At 69.5% G+C, this 19,325-nt stretch carries 22 protein-coding genes; 7 read left to right on the top strand and 15 right to left on the bottom strand.

The window, feature by feature from the left end:
* The 3 genes from FAF44_RS31360 to FAF44_RS31370 form a co-directional block, all read right to left on the bottom strand.
* A partial coding sequence (locus FAF44_RS31360; RefSeq protein WP_237106924.1) for a hypothetical protein occupies positions 1–1,070 on the bottom strand: 1,070 nt, incomplete at its 3' end.
* A gap of 132 nt (positions 1,071–1,202) precedes the next feature.
* Positions 1,203–2,015 carry a class F sortase gene (locus tag FAF44_RS31365; protein WP_237106925.1) on the bottom strand — a complete coding sequence of 271 codons (813 nt, stop codon included), beginning with the start codon at positions 2,013–2,015 and terminating at the stop codon, positions 1,203–1,205.
* Positions 2,015–3,310 carry a hypothetical protein gene (locus FAF44_RS31370; protein ID WP_237106926.1) on the bottom strand — a complete coding sequence of 432 codons (1,296 nt, stop codon included), beginning with the start codon at positions 3,308–3,310 and terminating at the stop codon, positions 2,015–2,017. Before FAF44_RS31370 ends, FAF44_RS31365 begins: the two co-directional genes overlap by 1 nt.
* Before the next feature lie 238 nt (positions 3,311–3,548).
* Between FAF44_RS31370 and FAF44_RS31375 the strand changes: the two genes are divergently transcribed.
* Both FAF44_RS31375 and FAF44_RS31380 read left to right on the top strand, forming a co-directional pair.
* Positions 3,549–4,694: an acyl-CoA dehydrogenase family protein gene (locus FAF44_RS31375; protein ID WP_237106927.1), complete on the top strand. Its 1,146-nt coding sequence runs from the start codon at positions 3,549–3,551 to the stop codon at positions 4,692–4,694.
* Between the two features lie 39 nt (positions 4,695–4,733).
* Complete coding sequence (locus tag FAF44_RS31380) at positions 4,734–4,895, top strand: hypothetical protein (RefSeq protein ID WP_237106928.1); 162 nt, start codon at positions 4,734–4,736, stop codon at positions 4,893–4,895.
* Positions 4,896–4,911: 16 nt separating this feature from the next.
* Here the strand turns inward: FAF44_RS31380 and FAF44_RS31385 are convergent, their stop codons facing one another.
* Positions 4,912–5,505, bottom strand: a complete 594-nt coding sequence (locus FAF44_RS31385) for an SRPBCC family protein (RefSeq protein ID WP_237106929.1) — start codon at positions 5,503–5,505, stop codon at positions 4,912–4,914.
* Positions 5,506–5,617: 112 nt separating this feature from the next.
* Here FAF44_RS31385 and FAF44_RS31390 point away from each other — a divergent pair, with 112 nt between their 5' ends.
* The gene (locus FAF44_RS31390) at positions 5,618–6,193 is read left to right on the top strand and encodes a TetR/AcrR family transcriptional regulator (RefSeq protein WP_237106930.1); all 576 of its coding nucleotides are present in this window, start codon (positions 5,618–5,620) and stop codon (positions 6,191–6,193) included.
* 10 nt (positions 6,194–6,203) lie between these two features.
* Here FAF44_RS31390 and FAF44_RS31395 read toward each other — a convergent pair whose 3' ends face one another.
* Positions 6,204–6,635 (bottom strand): MarR family winged helix-turn-helix transcriptional regulator, encoded by a 432-nt coding sequence (locus tag FAF44_RS31395; RefSeq protein ID WP_237106931.1) that lies wholly within the window; start codon positions 6,633–6,635, stop codon positions 6,204–6,206.
* Positions 6,636–6,655: 20 nt separating this feature from the next.
* Between FAF44_RS31395 and FAF44_RS31400 the strand changes: the two genes are divergently transcribed.
* Positions 6,656–7,018 (top strand): MarR family transcriptional regulator, encoded by a 363-nt coding sequence (locus tag FAF44_RS31400; protein ID WP_237106932.1) that lies wholly within the window; start codon positions 6,656–6,658, stop codon positions 7,016–7,018.
* On the opposite strand, the gene FAF44_RS31405 is transcribed toward FAF44_RS31400, so the two are convergent.
* The 5 genes from FAF44_RS31405 to pdxH all read right to left on the bottom strand — a co-directional run bounded on the left by FAF44_RS31405 (position 7,002) and on the right by pdxH (position 12,898).
* Positions 7,002–7,757, bottom strand: a complete 756-nt coding sequence (locus FAF44_RS31405) for an alpha/beta fold hydrolase (RefSeq protein ID WP_237106933.1) — start codon at positions 7,755–7,757, stop codon at positions 7,002–7,004. The two genes, FAF44_RS31400 and FAF44_RS31405, sit on opposite strands and share 17 nt — an antisense overlap.
* Before the next feature lie 16 nt (positions 7,758–7,773).
* Positions 7,774–9,996 (bottom strand): SpoIIE family protein phosphatase, encoded by a 2,223-nt coding sequence (locus tag FAF44_RS31410; RefSeq protein ID WP_237106934.1) that lies wholly within the window; start codon positions 9,994–9,996, stop codon positions 7,774–7,776.
* 123 nt (positions 9,997–10,119) lie between these two features.
* Entirely contained in the window at positions 10,120–10,827 is a 708-nt protein-coding gene (locus tag FAF44_RS31415) for a metal-dependent transcriptional regulator (protein ID WP_272895276.1), read from the bottom strand.
* A gap of 168 nt (positions 10,828–10,995) precedes the next feature.
* Positions 10,996–12,234: an MFS transporter gene (locus tag FAF44_RS31420; protein WP_237106935.1), complete on the bottom strand. Its 1,239-nt coding sequence runs from the start codon at positions 12,232–12,234 to the stop codon at positions 10,996–10,998.
* A gap of 10 nt (positions 12,235–12,244) precedes the next feature.
* A complete protein-coding gene (pdxH, locus tag FAF44_RS31425; RefSeq protein WP_237106936.1) occupies positions 12,245–12,898 on the bottom strand; it encodes a pyridoxamine 5'-phosphate oxidase in 654 nt (217 codons plus the stop codon).
* A 212-nt stretch (positions 12,899–13,110) separates the two neighbouring features.
* On the opposite strand from pdxH, the gene FAF44_RS31430 reads away from it, so the two are divergent.
* Positions 13,111–14,217 carry a citrate synthase 2 gene (locus tag FAF44_RS31430; protein WP_237106937.1) on the top strand — a complete coding sequence of 369 codons (1,107 nt, stop codon included), beginning with the start codon at positions 13,111–13,113 and terminating at the stop codon, positions 14,215–14,217.
* Positions 14,218–14,404: 187 nt separating this feature from the next.
* Positions 14,405–15,514 (top strand): phosphoserine transaminase, encoded by a 1,110-nt coding sequence (serC, locus tag FAF44_RS31435; protein WP_237106938.1) that lies wholly within the window; start codon positions 14,405–14,407, stop codon positions 15,512–15,514.
* Here the strand turns inward: serC and FAF44_RS31440 are convergent.
* Positions 15,511–15,879 (bottom strand): BlaI/MecI/CopY family transcriptional regulator, encoded by a 369-nt coding sequence (locus FAF44_RS31440; protein ID WP_237106939.1) that lies wholly within the window; start codon positions 15,877–15,879, stop codon positions 15,511–15,513. The genes serC and FAF44_RS31440 overlap by 4 nt on opposite strands.
* A gap of 37 nt (positions 15,880–15,916) precedes the next feature.
* Here FAF44_RS31440 and FAF44_RS31445 point away from each other — a divergent pair, with 37 nt between their 5' ends.
* Positions 15,917–16,507 (top strand): TIGR00645 family protein, encoded by a 591-nt coding sequence (locus FAF44_RS31445; protein WP_237106940.1) that lies wholly within the window; start codon positions 15,917–15,919, stop codon positions 16,505–16,507.
* 11 nt (positions 16,508–16,518) lie between these two features.
* Here FAF44_RS31445 and FAF44_RS31450 read toward each other — a convergent pair whose 3' ends face one another.
* The 4 genes from FAF44_RS31450 to FAF44_RS31465 all read right to left on the bottom strand — a co-directional run bounded on the left by FAF44_RS31450 (position 16,519) and on the right by FAF44_RS31465 (position 19,200).
* Entirely contained in the window at positions 16,519–17,157 is a 639-nt protein-coding gene (locus FAF44_RS31450; protein WP_237106941.1) for a rhomboid family intramembrane serine protease, read from the bottom strand.
* Between the two features lie 108 nt (positions 17,158–17,265).
* Positions 17,266–18,030 (bottom strand): crotonase/enoyl-CoA hydratase family protein, encoded by a 765-nt coding sequence (locus FAF44_RS31455; RefSeq protein ID WP_237106942.1) that lies wholly within the window; start codon positions 18,028–18,030, stop codon positions 17,266–17,268.
* A 10-nt stretch (positions 18,031–18,040) separates the two neighbouring features.
* Complete coding sequence (locus FAF44_RS31460; RefSeq protein WP_237106943.1) at positions 18,041–18,814, bottom strand: SDR family NAD(P)-dependent oxidoreductase; 774 nt, start codon at positions 18,812–18,814, stop codon at positions 18,041–18,043.
* A 47-nt stretch (positions 18,815–18,861) separates the two neighbouring features.
* Positions 18,862–19,200, bottom strand: coding sequence for an STAS domain-containing protein (locus FAF44_RS31465; protein WP_148442055.1), 339 nt, complete (start codon positions 19,198–19,200; stop codon positions 18,862–18,864).
* Positions 19,201–19,325: the final 125 nt, after the last annotated feature.

A 19,325-nucleotide genomic window follows, 5' to 3' on the forward strand; every position in this document is an offset into this window, starting at 1 on the left:
GTGGGAGTCGGGGTCGGCGTGGGGGTACCCGTGCCGTTGCCCACCGTGAACCTGTACTCCTTGAGCGCGGTGGTGTTCTGGACCTCGCACTCGATCGCCGGGGTGGTCCCGGTCGCCGTGTTCGCGCCGAAGTTGACGGCCGCCGGCTTCACCGTGGCGGTGCCCGCCGTGCTCGCGGTGGTCTTGAGGTCGATCGTCGCGGTGGGCAGCGTGATGATCTGGCCAGCGGTAACGGCGCCTGTCACTCCCTCGCCCGTCGCGGAGGTCAGGCCGGTGATCCCGGTCAGCGACGCGTAGGCGAAGAGCCTCGCCGCGACCGTCTGCCCTGTGGCGGGCGCCTTGAGCTCCTTGCCTGCGGTGTAGGTGCCCTTCCACTTGATCGCGAACTGCTCGCCGATCTTGGCGGAGGTCGGCATGGTCAGCTCGACCTTGATCTCGACGTCCTGGATATCGGTGGCCGCGGGGCCGGTGCATTCGTACTGGACGAGGTCCGTACCGGTCCCGTCACCGCCACCGCCTCCCGTGCCGATCGGAACCGTCAGGACTTCGGTGGAGGTCGTGGAGCAGGACGTGAGGGTGGTCGCGGCACTGGCGAGAGCCAGGGTCAGCGTGCTGGGCTTGATCGTGACATTGGTCGTTGTGCCAGCGGTCACCGCGACCTGGTAGGTGATGGTCCCGGGGGTCACGCTGGTGGCGCCCGCCGCTACCTGGCCGAGGGTCTTCGCGGCGGTGTCGGAGATGGTGCCGCCCGTCGGCGTCAGCGTGAGGGTCGCCTGCGCGGTGGTGGCGGTGGTCGGCGCCGTCTGCAGGGTCAGGGCGGGGATGTTGACGGTCAGGGCGAAGGACTGGCCCGCCGCCACCGAGTCAGGGGCGCTGAGGCTCACACTGAGCGAGGTGTTCGTGAACGGCCCGCCATCACACGTGTAGGCGAACGTCTTTGGCGCTGCGGCCGACGCGGTCGCTGGGGTCGACACGATGAAGAGGGAGCAAACGAAGACGACAAGCGTGCCCATTAATCCCAACGCGGATGTCGTATGGACGAGGCGGCGCCCCGCCTGGGACAAGAGCACGGGTCTTCTCCGTTTCAGCGCAGTGTCAACAGTCGTGCCAGAATTCCAGCCGTTGGTCACGGTTAGGTAGAGATCCTACGAACTGTCCCTGTCAACTTCCCGTAAACCGGCAAATCTACCCCAACTTTCCCTTCAGCCCTTCTTCTTCGACAACGTCGCGTACACGACGATGTTGTCCGTGTAGTGGTGAGTCGTCTTGTTGTAGACGCCGCCGCAGGTGATGAGCCTGAGCTGGGAGTCGCCGGTGTTGCCGTACACCCGCTTGGTCGGGAACGCGGTCTTGCTCGTCTGCTCGATCCCGCTCACCGTGAAGCGGGTGACCTTCCCGTCCGAGCGGTACACGTAGATCTGGTCGCCCTTGGCCAGTTCCCGCAGGCGGTCGAAGACGGCGGGGCCCGAGCGGGTGCTCACGTGGCCGTTGATGATCGCCGGGCCGGTCTCGCCGGGCACCGGGGAGAGCTTGTACCAGCCCGTCCGGTTCGGCTTGCTCAGCGGGGGCGTGCCGAGGACGCCCTTCTTGTTCACCGTGACCGAGCCGATCGGCGCGTTCACCTTGATCTTGGGGATCTTGACGCGGGTCGGCGTGGGCGCGGACTTGCCCTTCGCCTTGGACTTCGGGATCGACGGCACGGCCGGGACCGCCGCCAGCGGGGGCGGCGCGTCCAGGCGGGCCGGGGTCAGGGGAACGTCCTTGCCGCCGGGGCCGACCGTCGGCGGGAGCACGAACGCGCCCGCGTTCGACATCTCGACCGTGGACGGTCCGGGCTGCGGGGCGGCCACCGGCTCCCCAGAGCCGTCGTCCACCGGCGGCGCCAGCGAGAGCAGGCTCACCATGACCAGGCCGACGCCGCCGAGCGAGCCGGCGACGAGCAGCGCGGGCAACGCCCGCTGCACCGGCGTCTTCTCCTGGGTCGGCTGCGGCTCGGTCGGCTGCTCCTCGGCCATCACTGTGCTCCTCCCGCGTGCGCGGCTCTGCGCCGGCGCAGCAGCAGCCCGCCACCCGCGCTTCCCATCACCAGCGCCATCCCACCGGCCATCAGCCCGACCGGAGCCTGCTCCTCGCCGGGCGCCACACCGGTCTCGACGCCGCCGCTCGGAGTGTTGGCCACCTGCGCCCGGTAGTACCTCGTCGCGGTCGGCCCGGTGCTCTTGGGGGTGGACGAGGCCGACGTCGAGGTGGACGCGTACGGGACGACGATCACCCGGTCACCGCCGATGGCATGGGAGTCGTCGTCGGGGTCCTGGGGGTTCGGCGGGTTCGGGTCCGTGGGGTCGTCCGTCGGGTCACCGGTGTCCGACGGATCCGGCGAGCTCGTGTCCGTGGGATCGTCCGTCGGCGTGGTGGTGGCCCCCGGGACGGTGACGTCGATCGCGCCCGGGTCGTTCTGGAGGGTGCAGGTCGCCCTGTCGTGCTGCGGCGGCTCGGGCACGTCGCTGATGAACACCTGGAAGGCGTCCAGGTAGGCGAGCTTGCTCTCGGTGTTGGTGATCTCGATGCGGTGCGGCCCGTATTCGAGCTGCGGCGACGTCCAGAGCACTTCCTGGGTCTTGGTGCCGGTCACGTCGGCCCCGGTGCTGTCCTTGCCCGGCTGCACGAGGCCGGAGGTGACCTCCTCCCCGTCGATCTTGACGCGGATCTTGCCGAGGTTCTGCTCACGCCGGCCGATGTAGGCGACCTTGGTGCCGAGGAAGTCCAGCTTGGCGGTGGCGTCGAGCCCCTCGGTCCACTGGATGTCCTTGAGGTGGTCGTCGTATGTCGGCGCGGTGTACTTCCAGTTCCAGGAGCCCGTGTACTCGATCTCCGAGGACTCGTCGCTGTTGACCTTCACGTCGCCTTCGGCGGGCGTGAACTTGAGGGTCAGCCCGCGGGGCTCGAAGCGGATCGTGCCGGTCCGGTCGAGCGCCGCGCCGTCGGACAGCCCTTCGGGCAGCTCCAGATAGCTGCCCGGAACGAGCTGCGCCTGTGCCTGGTCGCCGCGGGGCCTCAGTTGACCGTTCCAGGCGCCGCTGACGTCCACCACACCCTCTAGGTGCAGGGACGACCCTTCGGGGAAGAAGCCCGGCGAGCCGAACTTCTGCAGGCTCTTGTACGACACGTCCCAGCGGACATCCATCCGACCGGCCGTGACCTGCGGCGTCACCCGCGCTTCCAGGTCCACCCCGCTGCCGGCGACACCACCTGTGCAGCGGTACTTGGCCACCAGCGAAGCTTCGGCCTGGCTGGGAATCGACGATGTCACGACTAATCCACCAGATGCCGCCATGCCCACGGCTGCGGCGGTCACCGCCTTGCGCCACCGACTCACGGAGACTCCGATCACCCAAAACAGACCGAGGGTAGATCTTAGAGAGGAAACACCGGCAACACATGCCGAAAGTCGCTTCTTCCGGCACTTGTGATGAACCCGTGTCCCCCACGCCCCGCACCGGGTATACCTGGCGGTAACAGAATGGCATTCTGCAAGCGGGAGACGTCCTATGCAGCGAGACCTCTTCGACGACGAGCACCTCCTCTTCCAGGAGACCGTGCGCGAATTCATGGCCCGCGAGGTCGTGCCGCACCACCCGCGCTGGGAGAAGGACGGGATCGTCCCGCGCGAGGTCTGGAAGAAGGCCGGGGAGCTGGGGATGTTCGGCTTCTCGGTGCCGGAGGAGTACGGCGGTGCGGGGATCAAGGACTTCCGCTTCAACGCGGTGATCGTCGAGGAGATCATCAGGAACGGCGCCACCGGCCTCGGCTTCTCGCTGCACAACGACGTGATGGCCCCGTACGTCGTGGACCTCACCGACGACGCCCAGAAGCAGCGCTGGCTGCCGGGGTTCGCCGCCGGCGAGCTGATCACGGCCATCGCCATGAGCGAGCCCGGAGCCGGGAGCGACCTCCAGGGCATCAGGACCACCGCCGTCCGCGACGGCGACCATTACCTGGTCAACGGGCAGAAGACGTTCATCACGAACGGCGTCAACGCCGACCTCGTCGTCGTGGTGGCCAAGACCGACCCTGAGGCGGGCGCCAGGGGCACCACGCTGGTCGTGGTAGAGCGGGGCATGGAGGGCTTCGGCCGCGGGCGGAACCTGGACAAGGTCGGCATGAAGGCGCAGGACACGGCCGAGTTGTTCTTCGACAACGTCCGTGTGCCCGTCGCCAACCGTCTCGGCCCCAAGGACGGCGAGGGCTTCTTCCAGCTCATGCACAACCTGCCGCAGGAACGCCTGTCGATCGCCGTGGCGGCGGTGGCCGCGGCCGAGACCGCGCTGGAGCAGACCATCGAGTACTGCAAGACCCGCCAGGCGTTCGGGCGCACCATCGGTTCGTTCCAGAACACCCGGTTCGTCCTGGCGGAACTGGCCACCGAGACGGAGATCGCCCGCCACTACGTCGACAAGTGCATCACCGCGCTCAACGCCGGCCGGCTCACCGCCGTGGACGCGGCCAAGGCCAAGTGGTGGACGACCGAGCTGCAGACCAAGGTCGTCGACCGCTGCGTCCAGTTGCATGGCGGCTACGGCTACATGATGGAGTACCCGGTGGCCAAGTCCTGGCTGGACAGCCGCGTCCAGACGATCTACGGCGGCACCACCGAGATCATGAAGGAGATCATCGGCCGGTCTTTCGGGTTCTGATCCGCACGGCCGGCCGGATCGGGCCGCATACTGGACAGCATGGACAGCGGCCTGATCCTCCTGGCTTTCCTGGCGTTGCTGTTCGCCTGGCTGCTCAACCGCGTGCGCCGGGCGATCCGCCTGGGGCCGATCGGCTACGCCGGTGTGGTGATCGTGTTCGTGCTCGTCATGCTGATGATGTGGGGCCAGACCAAGGCCTAACGTCCCTTTCCCGCGGTCAGCGGGCCTCGGCGGCGCTCTTGAGCGCGGCCAGCCAGGCGTCGAGCCCTGGCGCGAGGTAGGTGATGGAGGTCGCCGGGTCGGCCTCGATCTGCTCGCCGGTCCAGCTCTCCTCGGTGCGGACGACCACGCCGCCCCTGACCTCGACGAAGTTCCAGACGTGTACGCCCTCGTCGATGCGCAGCCCCTCGCCGATCGCGGGCCCGGTCCAGCGCACGCACTGCTCGCGCTTGAGCTGCTGGACGGTCGAGGTGATCACCAGCGTGGTGGCGGGGCTCACGGGCGTGGCGGGCACCGGAGTCGTCCACCGGAAGCGTGCGCCCTGCCGCAGCGGCCCCGGGTCCAGCCGTTTCGCGCTGGTGACGGGCTGCTGCCAGGAGGGCCAGCCCGCCACGTCGGTGTGCAGCTTCCACACGGTGCTCAGCGGGGCCTTGATGAAGGTCTCGGTCCGGTGGTGGAGCTCCGCGGTGGGGTCGATGCCCCTGCCCTGACAGGTCAGCGCTCCCGTACGGACGGTCGAGGCGTGAGCCGGCGCGGCGGTGAGGGCGGCGGCCAGGGGGATCACGAGCAGGGCGGAGTTCGTGCCGATCATGTGCTGCACCTTTCGTTAGAGCTTCTCGCAACAGTTAGAAGCTATAACTTCGAGAGCGCGAGCGTCAACAGGAAGCGTGAGAAGCTCTAAGCCGACCGGAGGGAACGGGCGCATGACGGATGCACAAGGGCAGAGCCCGCGGGAGCGCTACCGGGCCCAGGTGCGCGAGGAGATCAAGCGGCACGCCTGGGAGCAGATCGCGGCGGCGGGGGTGCCCTCGCTGTCGCTCAACGCGATCGCCAAGCAGGTGGGCATGAGCGGCCCCGCCCTGTACCGGTACTTCGCCGGCCGCGACGAGCTGATCACCGCCCTCATCCGCGACGCCTACCGCAGCCTGGCCGACACCGTACGCGCCGCGTCCGGCTCCGGCGCCGACCTGCTCGGCCTGGCCCGCGCGATCAGCGAGTGGGCCAGGAGCGACCCGCAGCGGTACTTCCTCATCTACGGCACACCCGTCCCCGGCTATCACGCCCCCGACGACACCACCGCGATCTCCGACGAGGTCATGGCGGTGCTGCTCGAAGCCTGCGGCGGGCCGGAGCAGGCGACGGCCCCGCAGCGCGCGCTGTCCTTCTGGACCCGCCTGCACGGCGTGCTCTCACTCGAACTCGCGGGCCACTTCACCGGCATGAAACTCGACCCGGACGCCCTGATCACCGACGAGCTGAGCACCCTGCTCCAGCGGTGATCACGGAGGCTCAGCCCGCCATCCCTCCGACGAACCGGGTCAGCAGGCGGGCGAACTGCGCCCGCTCCTCCTCCGTCCAGCCCGCCGTGGCCGCGGCGAACGCCGCCCGCCGGGAGCGGTGGGCCCGCTCCAGGGCCGCCGTGCCGGCCTCCGTCAGCACCAGCCAGGACCGCCGCCCATCGGACTGGTCGGCCTCGCGCCTGACCAGCCCCGTGCCGACGGCGGCGGCCACCAGGCGGCTCGCGCGGGGCTGATCGACGCCGAGCGCCTCGGCGACCGTGGACACAGTGACGCGCGCACCGCCGGCGCCCTCGATCACGTCGAGCACGTCGTGTTCCGGCCCGGCCGCCCCCTGTGTGCGGGCCAGCGCGCGGCGGCTCTGCCTGCGCCGAATGGCGACCATGGCCCGCTCGATGTCGGCAATATCATTGTCTTCATACATATAGTTGCTATTATACATGCATGAACGACAGACCCATCGGATACTGGCTCAAGCACCTCGACACGCTGCTGGAACACGCCATGGACGACGTGCTGCCCGTGTCCCGGCGCGAATGGCAGGTGCTCAACGCCACGGCGAACGGGGCCGACCCCCGCGCGCTCGACGCGTTCGACGCCATCGACGAGGCCACGCGGCGGCTGACGGAGCGCGGCTGGCTGGCCGGTGGACAGCTCACGGACGCGGGCCGGGCCGCGCACACCGAGATCGCCGAACGGGTCGGCGCGTTCCGGCGGCGGTCCATGGCGGGGGTGACGCCACAGGAGTATCAGGCGACCGTGGGCGTGCTGCGCCGCATGGCGGCCAACCTCACGTCCCCAGGATGACGCGGGTCACCAGTTCGGGATCGTCGCTCATCGGCACGTGACCGCAGCCCAGCAGCAGCTTGACCCGCTGCCCCGACCAGCGCCCCGCGCGTACGGCCTGGCGGCGCGGCAGCAGCCGGTCGCGCTCGCCCCACGCGATCGTGACGGGCGACTTCGGCGGCGCGGGCGGCATCAGCCCGCCGAACGACTCCAGCGTGTCGTCGAACCCCGGCGCCCGGCCCAGCGCCTCGGTGGCGGCGATCAGGGCGGCCGGGTCGAGCCTGGACGGGTGGGCGACCAGGAGGCCCGCGGACAGTGTGCGGAGGTGGCGGTTCTCCAGCCGCTCCAGCGGCATCGCGCGGGCCGAGGCCCGCATGGCGCGTAGCAGCGCCTGGCAGTAGAGCAGCTCCGAGCGGGACCAGAAGCCGGCCGGGGAGAGCGCGACCGCCGTGCTCACGACGCCGCGCGCGGCCAGTTCGAGCGCGATGTAGCCGCCCAGCGAGTTGCCCGCCACGGCAGGCTCGCGGATGCCGAGCCGGGCGCAGAACGACTCGACCGCGTCCGCCAGCGACTCGGCGGTGTACGGGATACCCGGCGGCAACTCGGGCGAGGCCCCGAAGCCGGGCAGATCCAGTGCGATCACCGTGCGGGTGGCGGCCAGCCGGTCGATGACCGGCAGCCAGCCCTGCCAGTGGTGGCCGATGCCGTGGATGAGGATCAGCGGCGCACCGGTGCCCCTGCGTTCGAAGGCCAGGTCCATGGGCGCCAGTGAACCATCACCTGCCGCGGGTGGGAATCTCGAACCAGACGGCTTTGCCTTCCCTGGTGGGACGCGATCCCCAGCGCCGGGCGAGCTGGTCGACCAGGTAGAGGCCGCGCCCGCCCTCGTCGTTCTCGCCCGCGCTGCGGATCCGGGGCAGCCGCAGGTCCTGGTCGAACACCTCGACCCAGACCGCCTCCTCGCCCCTGCGCAGCCGGAGCGTGAACTCCTTGTCGCCGACCACTTCGTCCTCGAAGCCCGGCATGTCCCAGGACTCCTCGAACGGCAGCGGCGGCCCCTCCACGACCAGTTCCCTGCGCGGCACCCCGGCGGTGGCGGCGTGCAGCACCACGTTGGTGACCACCTCGGAGACGAGCAGGCAGGCCAGTTCGGCGCGTTCCTCGGGCACGTTCCAGCTCGCGAACGCCTCCGAGGCCATGCGGCGCGCCTCGCCCACCATGATGGGCTGGGCGGGGAACGTGCGGGACTCCACGTCGAGGTCGATGTCGCTGGAGCGGACCACGAGGATCGCCATGTCGTCGTCGATCTCGCCGGGCACCGCCACCGTGGCGGTGTCGGCGATGCGCTCGACCTCGGCGTCGGACATCTTGGCGAGCTTCTCGCAGAGCACGCCAAGGGTCTCGGACTCGTTCGGCATCCGGCCGTCGCGGCTGGGGCGGCGGTCGACCAGGCCGTCGGTGTAGAGCAGCAGCGCCGCGCCCGGCGGCAGCGTCCGCGTCTCCTCCTTGTAGACCAGGTCGGCGTGCAGGCCCTTGGCGCGCACCCCGAGCGGCTGGCCGACCTCCTCGATGTCGAGCTCGACGCACTGCCCGTCGACCAGCAGCAGCGGCGGGGCGTGTCCGGCGTTGGCGAAGGAGAGCTGGCGGGACCAGGCGTCGTAGACGAGGTATTGGCAGGTCACGATGGGCGGGATGCTGATGTCGGCGCCGTTGTCGTCCTGCTCGGGGGTGGCGATGATGCGGGTCCACTCGTCGAGCCTGGCCAGGATGTCGGCCGGGGACTTGTCGTCTTGCGCGAAGGCCCGCAGCGCCGCCCTGAGCTGGCCCATGATGGCCGCGGCCTTGGCGCCCCTGCCCTCGACGTCGCCGATCACGATGCCGACGCGGCCGGCCGACAGCGGGATGACGTCGTACCAGTCGCCGCCCACCTGGGTCTGGATGCCCTGGCCGTGGGAGGCCAGCGGGGCCGCCGGGTAGTAGCGCACGGCGATCTGCAGGCCGTCGAGCTGCGGCAACGCCCTGGGCAGCAGGTACTTCTGGAACGACTCGGCCGTGTGGCGCTCCTCCTCGAACAGCAGCGCGTTGTCGATGGCGAGCGCGACCCGGGTGGCGATGGCGCCCACGAAGTCGCGGTCGAAGGCGTCGTAGTGGGGGCTGCGGCGGTCGGTGAGGTTGGACAGGCCCAGGTACATCAGCCCGAGCGTCTCGCCCCGCACCAGCAGCGGCGCCACGATGGCGGAGGTCATGCCGATCTCGCCGCACAGGCGCGCGCTGTTCTCGTGGGGCTTGGGGTAACGGCTGCTCGCGAAGTCCTCGACGAGGATCGTCTCCTGGCGGCGCAGCGCGGTGTCGGCGTAGTGGCCGGAGGGGTAGCGGATCTCCGCGCCCACCGGCTTCCACGTGCCCGACGGCGGGGTCCACCCCTGCACGTGCTGCGAGACCCGGCGGACGAGCCGGTCGCCCTCCATCAACTCGATGAAGCAGTGGTCGGCGAACTGCGGGACGAGCATCTCCGCGACGCGCTTGAGCGTCTCCTCGACGTAGAGGGAGCCCGCCAGTCGCTCGCCGATGCGTTCGAGCAGCCCGAAGCGGTCCTTCTCCCGCTCGTTGCTGCGCAGCGCCTCGCGGGCCGTGATGACGATCCCCGTCACCGAGCCCGACGCGTGGCGCATCGGCACGGCCTGCGCCCGGACGTAGACGACGGTGCCGTCGCCGCGCCTGACGTCGAAGGTGCCCTCCCACACGCCGCCCTTGAGCACGTGTTTGGCCAGCTCGATCGCCATGGGGTGGTCCTTGTCCATGATGCCGAGGGACAGGGCCGACCCGTCACGCGAAGGCGGCTTGCCCTGACGACCGAAAAGTTTTTCGGCGAAAGGGTTCCAATAGAGGAGATTGCTGAAACGGTCGGTGACGACCACGGCCATCTCGGCGTGGTCGAGCACGGACCCAGCAGCAAGGTGATCAGCCGCTTCTTGTGACAGATCCCCCCATCGCTTCATCCGGAGACCACTCCTCGGGGTGGCGTGTCTGCAAAGCGGACCACGGGCGCTCCTGCAACAGTCTTGGCCAGGGGGGAGTGGAGGGCCTCCCAGGAGGGATTCAACCAAGTAGCTGCGCGCGCGTCAGCGCTTGGAGACAAAAACGTGCGCGGCGACATCGCGCGGAAGCTCCGCGGGCGTGTCCTTCGCGTCACCGTCACCTGTCACCCGTACACCGTCGTCGCTCGCCGCGAGCGTCACCTCGCGTCCGGGTTGTATCCCAACTTGCTTGAGTTTAAGCATCACAGCGGGATCGCTTTGCACTTGTTCGCTAATTCGACGCACGACAACGGGTGTGTCGCGTGTGCCGGCGAGGTCGCACATGGTCGTCAGCGTGTCGTCGTCGCCGCTGTCGACCGGTTCCCTGGCGCCCAGTTCGGCCAGCCCCGGGATGGGGTTGCCGTGCGGGCACACCGTCGGGTTGTCGAGCAGCGTCACCAGGCGCGACTCCACCGACTCCGACATGACGTGCTCCCACCGGCACGCCTCGATGTGCACCTCTTCCCAGGGAAGGCCGATCACCTGCGTGAGCAGGCATTCGGCCAGACGGTGCTTACGCATCACGCGCGTGGCGAGGGTGCGGCCGAGCTCGGTCATCGACAGGTGGCGGTCACCCTCGACGCGGACGAGCCCGTCGCGTTCCATGCGTGCGACGGTCTGGCTCACGGTGGGGCCGCTCTGCTGAAGACGCTCCGCGATGCGGGCCCGCAGCGGGACGATGCCCTCTTCCTCGAGCTCGTAGATGGTACGGAGATACATCTCCGTGGTGTCGATCAGGCCGTGTGCGGTCAAGGCTCCTCCCAAGTGAAATGGTACGCCGATCGTGGGACTGAGCCCGTCCGCCGCGGGCGCAGGAGTCACAGGGAACCCTATTCGCAGAACGACCGGCCATGGTCAAGGTCGGCAACAATATGACCGCCGAGTTCCTTCCCGGCCGTCCCGGTCCGGATTCCCGCCCGCCTATCGGGCCCGGTAGTTACGGAAACCGGCCACCGACAGCCCGACGACCAGCACGACGGCGGCGCACGCCAGGCCGCCGCCCACCCAGGCCCCGGTCAGCCCGAAGGCCGTCGCCGTGGCCCCGGCCCGCAGGTCGCCCAGACGCGGGCCGCCCGCCACGACCACCATGAACGCCCCCTGCAGCCGTCCGCGCATCTCGTCGGGGGCGTAGAGCTGCAGGATCGACTGCCGCCACACCGAGGAGACCACGTCGGCCACGCCGCCGATCGCCATGAAGAGCACCAGCAGCCACAGGTCGTCCACCAGCCCGGCGGCGGCCACGGCCAGCCCCCACAGGGCGATGACGATCGTCAGCGCCACCCCCTGCCGGCTGACCCGCCCGACCCAGCCGGAGAACAGCGCGCCGGCGACCGAGCCGATGGCCATGGCGGAGTTCATCCAGCCGAGGGCCAGCAGGTCACCGCCGAACCGCTGCGCCGTCAGTTCGGGGAACAACGCCCGCGGCAGGGCGAACACCATGGCGATGATGTCCACGACGAACGACATCATCAGCACCGGGCTCCTGACGATGAAGCTGAGCCCGTCCAGCACCGATCGGGCTCCCGGACGTGTCACTTCGCCCAGCGGAGGCAGTGAGGGCAGCCTGAGCGCCGCGTAGAGGCTTCCTGAGAAGAGCACGGCGTCCACCGCGTACGCCGCCGCGTACCCGCCGCCGTGCACCATCGCCAGCCCGCCCACCATCGGCCCCAGCACCGCGCCGAGGCTGTAGACCAGCGAGTTGAGCGCGTTCGCGGCCGGGACCAGCTCGCGGTCCATGAGCCTGGGGATGATCGCGCCCCTGGTCGGGCCGGTGATGGCGAAGCCGGTGGCGTTCACCGCGACCGCGAGGAAGATCAGGTAGATGTTGTTCAGGCCGAGCAGCGCCTGGACGAGGATGAACAGCGTGGCCGCCCAGGCGATCAGTGAGCCGGCGACGAGCAGCTTGCGCCGGTCCACGGCGTCGGCGACCGCGCCGCCCCACAGCCCGAAGACGATCAGCGGGATCAGGTTCGCGATGCCGATCAGGCCCACGTAGAACGAGGACTGCGTGATCTCGTAGACCTGCTGCCCGACGGCCACGACGGTCACGCCGACGCCCACGTGCGACACGGCCTGGCCCAGCCAGATCCGGCGGTAAGCGGCGACGCCCAGGGGCCGGGTGTCTAACAGGTGCCGCTTGACCAGATCCCCAATTGCCACTTACCGAACATTAAGGGGCAAGTCGCTCAAGCACCCAGCCGGGTCTCGTCCGCCGGTAGCGCAGCCGATCGTGCATCCGGTCGAGCTGACCCTGCCAGAACTCAACCTCGATCGGGGCGACACGGAAGCCTCCCCAGAAGTCGGGCACCGGCGGATCCTCCGGCCAGCGCGCCGCGAGTTCCTCGTAACGGGCGTCCAGCTCCTCCCTGGAGCGCACGACCGCCGACTGCCGCGAGGCCCAGGCGCCGACGCGCGAGCCGTAGGGGCGCGAGGCGAAGTAGGCGGCCGACTCCTCGTGGGAGATGCGCGTCACGGTGCCCTCGACGCGCACCTGACGGCGTACCGGGTGCCAGGGGAACAGCAGCGAGGCCCGGGGGTTCTCGGCCAGGTCGCGGCCCTTGCGGGACTCGTAGTTGGTGTAGAAGACGAATCCGCGTTCGTCGTAGCCCTTGAGCAGGACGGTCCTGGCGCTCGGACGCCCGCCGGCGGAGGCGGTGGCCAGGATCATGGCGTTGGGTTCGGGCAGGCCGGCGTCGAGCGCGTCCTGGAACCAGGCGGCGAACTGCGCGATGGGGTCGGACGCGAGGTCGGTTTCGAGCAACGGCTCGCCCTCGTACGTTCGGCGAAGCCCCGCCAGTGTGGGCGGGCGCGGGGTGGCATCCACGAGACGGTATTCTTGCGCGCTCGCGCGGCGGATCCCATCGTGACCCCACTACCAGCGGGTCGCCGAAGCCACCCCCTCTGACCTGCGGGTTTGTCGAAACGGCGGGTCCCAAGACCGAGCACGACCTGGGAGGCGGTTAAATTGACCCGCCGGTATCTCGACATCAAGGCATCGCATTGCCGAAACATGGCAAGAAAGGGAGGCGGCCGAGTATGTCCGACTTCAAACCCGGGCTCGAAGGCGTCGTAGCTTTCGAGACCGAGATCGCGGAACCGGACAAAGAAGGGGGCGCCCTTCGATACCGGGGCGTCGACATCGAAGAGCTGGTCGGCCGTGTCCCGTTCGGGCACGTTTGGGGCCTGCTGGTCGACAACACGTTCCAGCCGGGTCTACCCCCGGCGGAGCCGTACCCCATTCCTGTCCACTCCGGCGACATCCGTGTAGACGTGCAGAGCGCGCTGGCCATGCTGGCGCCCGCGTACGGCTTCAAGCCCCTGCTCGACATCAGTGACGACGAGGCCCGCGACCAGCTCGCCCGCGCCTCCGTCATGGCACTCTCGTTCGTCGCGCAGTCCGCGCGCGGGCTGGGTCTGCCGATGGTGCCGGAGAGCCGGGTCGACGAGGCCAAGAGCATCGTCGAACGTTTCATGATCCGCTGGCGCGGTGAGCCTGATCCCAAGCACGTCAAGGCCATCGACGCCTACTGGACCTCCGCCGCCGAGCACGGCATGAACGCCTCGACGTTCACCGCCCGCGTCATCGCGTCCACCGGCGCCGACGTGGCCGCCGCGCTCTCCGGTGCCGTGGGCGCCATGTCGGGCCCGCTGCACGGCGGCGCCCCCGCGCGGGTCCTGCACATGATCGAGGGCGTCGAGCAGCTCGGCGACGCCAAGAAGTACGTCCAGAGCGAGCTCGACAAGGGCAACCGCCTCATGGGCTTCGGCCATCGCGTCTACCGTGCCGAGGACCCGCGCGCCCGCGTGCTGCGGCGGACCGCCAAGGAGCTCGACGCGCCTCGCTACGAGGTCGCGGCGGCGCTGGAGCAGGCCGCGCTGGAGGAACTGCACGCCCGCAAGCCCGACCGCGTGCTGGCCACGAACGTGGAGTACTGGGCGGCCGTGGTGCTGGACTTCGCCGACGTGCCCTCCTACATGTTCACCTCGATGTTCACCTGTGCGCGCACGGCCGGTTGGGCCGCGCACATCCTGGAGCAGAAGCGCACGGGCCGGCTGGTCCGTCCGAGCGCCACCTACATCGGCCCGACCTCGCGTCCGCTCAGCGAGCTGGCGGGCGCCGACGAGGTCGTCGGCAAGTACTGAATTCCGTGGGTGCGGCTACCGCGCGGCTCCGGGCCGCCGCGGTAGCCGTTTCGCGTTCCCGAGCCGGAGACCGGCCCGCGGGCGCACCACCATGACCCGCTCTGTGCCGGTCTGGCAGTACTTTTCGCCGGTCTCAAAGTGCGGACCGCGTTCAAGCCATCCGCCGCAGGTCGGTAGGCTCCGTTACGTGGCTGACATCGTGATTCCCGCTGACATCAAGCCCGCTGACGGCCGCTTCGGCTGTGGGCCGTCGAAGGTCCGCACCGAGCAACTGGCAGCGCTCGCCGCCTCCGGCGCGAGCCTCATGGGCACCTCGCACCGCCAGAAGCCGGTCAAGAACCTGGTCGGCCGCGTGCGCTCCGGTCTCGCCGACCTGTTCTCGCTGCCGGAGGGCTACCAGGTGGTGCTGGGCAACGGCGGCACCACCGCGTTCTGGGACATCGCCGCCTTCGGGCTGGTCCGCGAGAAGTCCCAGCACCTGTCGTTCGGCGAGTTCTCCTCGAAGTTCGCCACGGTCACCAGGAAGGCGCCGTGGCTCGCCGAGCCGAGCGTCGTCAAGTCCGAGGTGGGCACCCACCCCGAGGCGGTCACCGAGGACGGCGTGGACGCCTACGCGCTCACCCACAACGAGACCTCGACCGGCGTCGCCATGCCGATCAAGCGGGTCGGCTCCGACGACTCGCTGGTGCTCGTCGACGCCACCTCCGGCGCCGGCGGCCTGCCCGTCGACCTCGCCGAGACCGACGTCTACTACTTCGCGCCGCAGAAGAGCTTCGCCTCCGACGGCGGCCTGTGGATCGCGATCATGTCGCCGCGCGCCCTGGCCAGGGTCGAGGAGATCGCCGCGAGCGGCCGGTTCGTGCCCGAGTTCTTCAGCCTGCCGGTCGCCATCGACAACTCCGGCAAGGACCAGACGTACAACACCCCCTCGGTGGCGACGCTGTTCCTGCTGGCCGACCAGCTCGACTGGATGAACGGCAACGGCGGCCTGGCCTGGACCACCGCCCGCACGGCCGACTCCAGCCAGCGCCTGTACACCTGGGCCGAGAAGTCGTCCTACGCCACGCCGTTCGCGGCCCCCGAGTTCCGCTCGCAGGTGGTCGGCACGATCGACTTCAACGACTCCGTCGACGCCGCGGCCGTGGCCAAGGTGCTGCGCGCCAACGACATCGTCGACACCGAGCCGTACCGCAAGCTGGGCCGCAACCAGTTGCGCGTCGCGATGTTCCCGGCCATCGACCCGGCCGACATCGAGGCGCTCACGACCTGCGTCGACTACGTGGTCGAGCGCCTCTAGCCGGTCTTGCGTCCCGTCCTGCGGGCCAGCTCGTCGAACAGGGCGAGCGCGTCCTCCTCCTCCACGCTGCGCGCGAACCTGGCCAGCACCGGCAACCTGTCGGGGCTGGCCGCGAGCGCCTCCAGCATGAGGGCGGTGACGTGTTCGTCCCTCGATCGCGCGGCGGCGTAGCGGAAGGCGTTGCGGTGCGGCGTACGCACCAGCATGCCCTTCTTCACGAGCCGCTCGGCCACGGTCTGCACCGTGGTGTAGGCGAGCTCGCGCTCCCCGTTGAGCTCGACCAGGAGCTCCCTGACACGCATCGGCTCGCCCGCGTCCCACAGGACGTCCATGAGGGCACGTTCCAGGGACCCCAGGTTGGCCAACTCACATCCCCTCCAGCTCGACCAGTAGGAAACATTCTTGCCCGGTAAGCCCCCATTCGGCCAGGGGAGCACCCGGCCGAAGAGTCTCGGCTACCTGATGTTCGCCAGCCGCTGGCTTCAGGTCCCCCTCTACCTCGGCCTCATCGTGGCCCAGGCCGTGTACGTGTACCAGTTCGCGCTGGAGCTGTGGCACCTCATCGAGGCGGTGTTCCTGCACCCCGAGAACGCCGCACAGGCGGCGACCGCGCCCTCCCCCGAGGTCGTGGTCATGCTCACGGTGCTGGCGCTCATCGACGTGGTGATGATCTCCAACCTGCTGATCATGGTGATCATCGGCGGCTACGAGACGTTCGTCTCGCGCATCGACCTCAACGACCACCCCGACGAGCCCGAGTGGCTCTCCCACGTCAACGCGAACGTGCTGAAGGTCAAGCTGGCCACGGCCATCATCGGCATCTCGTCGGTGCACCTGCTGCAGACCTTCATCCGGGCGCAGACGACGCCCAACGACAAGATGATGTGGCAGACGATCATGCATCTGGCGTTCGTGGTCTCGGCCGTCGGCCTGGCCTACATCGACCGGCTGCTGTCGTCGTCGCCGGCCGAGCACACACGCCCGCACCTGTAGGGCGGGCCGCCTCAGAAGCTGTACGGGTTCGCGGGGGCGATCTCGCGCCTGCGGCGCAGCACCCAGGCGGCCACCACGCCGCCGACGAGCCCGAACAGGTGGCCCTGCCAGGAGATGCCCTCCTGGTTGGGCAGCAGGCCCGCCAGGATGCCCCAGTAGGCGATGCCCACGCCGACGCCGATGGCGATGTCCAGCAGCCTGCGGTCGAACAGGCCGCGGGCCAGGATGTAGCCGAAGTAGCCGAACACCAGCCCGCTCGCCCCGACCGTGTAGACACCCGGGCTGGTCGCCCACGTGCCCAGGCCGCCGATGAAGATGATCAGCACGCTGGCCCAGAGGAACTTGCGGATGTCCCGCAACCCGGCCAGGAAACCCAGGATCAGCAGCGGCAGCGAGTTGGCCATGAGATGGCCGAAACCGCCGTGCAGGAAGGGCGCGAAGACGATGCCCACCAGGCCGTCGGGCTCCCAGCCGACGATGCCGAACTGCCGGTCGAGCGCGCCGTCGAGGAAGTAGTCGACCCCCTCGACCACCCACATGACCGCGAGCATGACGATCATGATGATGAGTGCGGCGAGCGCACCTTGAAGGAGCGCCCCGGCCCCGCGCCTGGCCGACTCGAACCTCCTGGAACCCGAATAGTCGCTCATGCGCTCTCCCGGTCGGTTGTCTCCTCTTTCTTTACCGTAACCAGGTAGAGCTATGCGCGCGCTAAAGGATCCCCTCCCGTTCCCTGGGGAAGACGGGAGGGGGGACGGTCATTCGCCCTTCCACCGGGGCGCCCGCTTCTCGGCGAAGGCGGCGGCGCCCTCCATGGCGTCCTTCGAGCCGAAGACCGGGTTGATGATCGCGCCCTGCTTGTCGAACATCTCCTCCAGCGACCAGTCCTGCGACTCGACGACCACCCGCTTGGTCGCGGCGAGCGCGAGCGGGGCGTTGGCCGCGATCTTCCTGGCCAGCTCCAGGGCGCCCTCCAGGGCGGCGCCCGGCTCGGTGATGCGGTTGACCAGGCCGAGCTCGTACAGACGGGAGGCCGGGTAGTGGTCGCCGGTCAGGGCGAGCTCCATGGCCACGTGGTACGGGATGCGCCGGGGCAGCCGCATGATCCCGCCCGCGCCCGCCACCAGCCCGCGCTTGGGCTCCGGCAGGCCGAACTTCGACTCCGCCGAGGCCACGATGACGTCGCAGGCCAGGGCCAGCTCGAAGCCGCCGGCCAGCGCGTACCCCTCGACGGCCGCGACCAGCGGCTTCTTCGGCGGCGCCTCGGTCAGCCCGCCGAACCCGCGGCCCTTGACCACCGGGAAGTCCCCGGACAGGAACCCCTTGAGGTCCATGCCCGCGGAGAACGTGCCACCGGCGCCGGTCAGGACGTACGCGGAGATGTCGGGGCGGGCCTCCAGCGTGTCCAGCGCCTCGGCGACGCCTCGGGCCACCGCCCCGTTGATGGCGTTGCGCGCCTGGGGGCGGTTGATGGTCAGGATCGCGACATTGCCGGACTCTTCGACGAGCACTTCGTCAGACACGGGACCTCACTTACTTGGGCTGGAAGCGGATGCCGCCGTCGAAGCGGATGACCTCGGCGTTCATGTAGTCGTTCTCGACCAGGGACCTGACCAGGTGGGCGAACTCGTCGGCGCGGCCCATGCGCTTGGGGAAGACCACCGGCGCGACCAGCTTGGCCTTGAAGTCGTCGGCGTTGGCCGAGAAGCCGTAGATGGGGGTGTCGATGATGCCGGGGCAGATGGTGTTCACCCGTACGCCGATCGCGGCCAGGTCGCGGGCGGCGGGTACGGTCATGCCCACGATGCCGCCCTTGGAGGCCGAGTAGGCGAGCTGCCCCGTCTGCCCCTCCAGCGCCGCCACGGAGGCCGTGTTGATCACCACGCCGCGCTGCCCGTCGGCGTCGGCCGGCTCCGTCTTGGCGATGGCGGCCGCGGCGATGCGCATGAGGTTGAACGTGCCGATCAGGTTGACCTCGATGACCTTGCGGTAGGTGGCCGGGTTGTGCGGGTTGCCGTCGCGGTTGACCGTACGCTCGGCCCAGCCGATGCCGGCGCTGTTGACCACCACGCGCAGCGGCTTGCCGGTGGCCACGGCGGCGTCGACGGCCGCCTGCACCTGCTCGTCGTCGGAGACGTCCGTCCTGGCGAAGACCCCGCCGATCTCGTCGGCGACGGCCTTGCCGCGCTCCTCGTTGAGGTCGGCGACCACGACCGTGGCCCCGGCGCGGGCCAGCTCGCGCGCCGTGGCCTCACCGAGGCCGCTGGCGCCGCCGGAGATGATTGCTGCAGATCCGTTCACGTCCATAGGCGGACCCTAACCCGCAGACCGAATGAAGTTCTACTCGGGGGTGGTTAAATCTCACCCACGGCGGTGTCGACGTCGGAGTACACCTTGATGCGCCGGTCGAGCCCGGTGGTGCGGAGGATGCGCGCCACGGGTGCCTGCGGCGCCGCCAGGGACACGCCGCCGCCCTCTCCCGTCGCCAGCCGCCATGCCTCGATCAGCACCGACAGGCCGCTGGAGTCCATGAACGACAACTGCTGCAGATCGAGCACGAGCCGGGCGCTGTCCTGTTTGATGGCATCACGCACCTCGTCGCGCAGAAACGGCGCGGTGAACAGGTCAAGCTCTCCCTCGACGGCCACCACCACGGCGTCGCCCAGGGCGTGTCGCGCAAGCCGCAGCTTCATGGGCCCCTCCTCGATGAGCCACTGTACTTCGACATCCCCGGGTAGCGGGCATGCACAAACTACGAAAAGTCGGATGCAGGAGGACAAGGTGGGCCTAAACACGGGCCAAACGCCCCGTCAAGAGC

Origin of the sequence: Nonomuraea sp. MG754425, assembly GCF_021699195.1 — a bacterium.
Classification (GTDB): Bacteria; Actinomycetota; Actinomycetes; order Streptosporangiales; family Streptosporangiaceae; genus Nonomuraea.

What these genes read in the sequence shown, in the direction of transcription:
- FAF44_RS31375 (WP_237106927.1), top strand. Translation starts at nt 3,549, where the DNA reads ATGCAGCGAGACCTCTTCGACGACGAGCACCTCCTCTTCCAGGAGACC.
- FAF44_RS31380 (WP_237106928.1), top strand. Translation starts at nt 4,734, where the DNA reads ATGGACAGCGGCCTGATCCTCCTGGCTTTCCTGGCGTTGCTGTTCGCC.
- FAF44_RS31450 (WP_237106941.1), bottom strand. Translation starts at nt 17,157, where the DNA reads ATGAGCGACTATTCGGGTTCCAGGAGGTTCGAGTCGGCCAGGCGCGGG.
- FAF44_RS31405 (WP_237106933.1), bottom strand. Translation starts at nt 7,757, where the DNA reads ATGGACCTGGCCTTCGAACGCAGGGGCACCGGTGCGCCGCTGATCCTC.
- FAF44_RS31465 (WP_148442055.1), bottom strand. Translation starts at nt 19,200, where the DNA reads ATGAAGCTGCGGCTTGCGCGACACGCCCTGGGCGACGCCGTGGTGGTG.
- FAF44_RS31460 (WP_237106943.1), bottom strand. Translation starts at nt 18,814, where the DNA reads ATGGACGTGAACGGATCTGCAGCAATCATCTCCGGCGGCGCCAGCGGC.
- FAF44_RS31390 (WP_237106930.1), top strand. Translation starts at nt 5,618, where the DNA reads ATGACGGATGCACAAGGGCAGAGCCCGCGGGAGCGCTACCGGGCCCAG.
- FAF44_RS31430 (WP_237106937.1), top strand. Translation starts at nt 13,111, where the DNA reads ATGTCCGACTTCAAACCCGGGCTCGAAGGCGTCGTAGCTTTCGAGACC.
- FAF44_RS31410 (WP_237106934.1), bottom strand. Translation starts at nt 9,996, where the DNA reads ATGAAGCGATGGGGGGATCTGTCACAAGAAGCGGCTGATCACCTTGCT.
- FAF44_RS31395 (WP_237106931.1), bottom strand. Translation starts at nt 6,635, where the DNA reads ATGTATGAAGACAATGATATTGCCGACATCGAGCGGGCCATGGTCGCC.
- FAF44_RS31365 (WP_237106925.1), bottom strand. Translation starts at nt 2,015, where the DNA reads ATGGCCGAGGAGCAGCCGACCGAGCCGCAGCCGACCCAGGAGAAGACG.
- FAF44_RS31385 (WP_237106929.1), bottom strand. Translation starts at nt 5,505, where the DNA reads ATGATCGGCACGAACTCCGCCCTGCTCGTGATCCCCCTGGCCGCCGCC.
- FAF44_RS31400 (WP_237106932.1), top strand. Translation starts at nt 6,656, where the DNA reads ATGAACGACAGACCCATCGGATACTGGCTCAAGCACCTCGACACGCTG.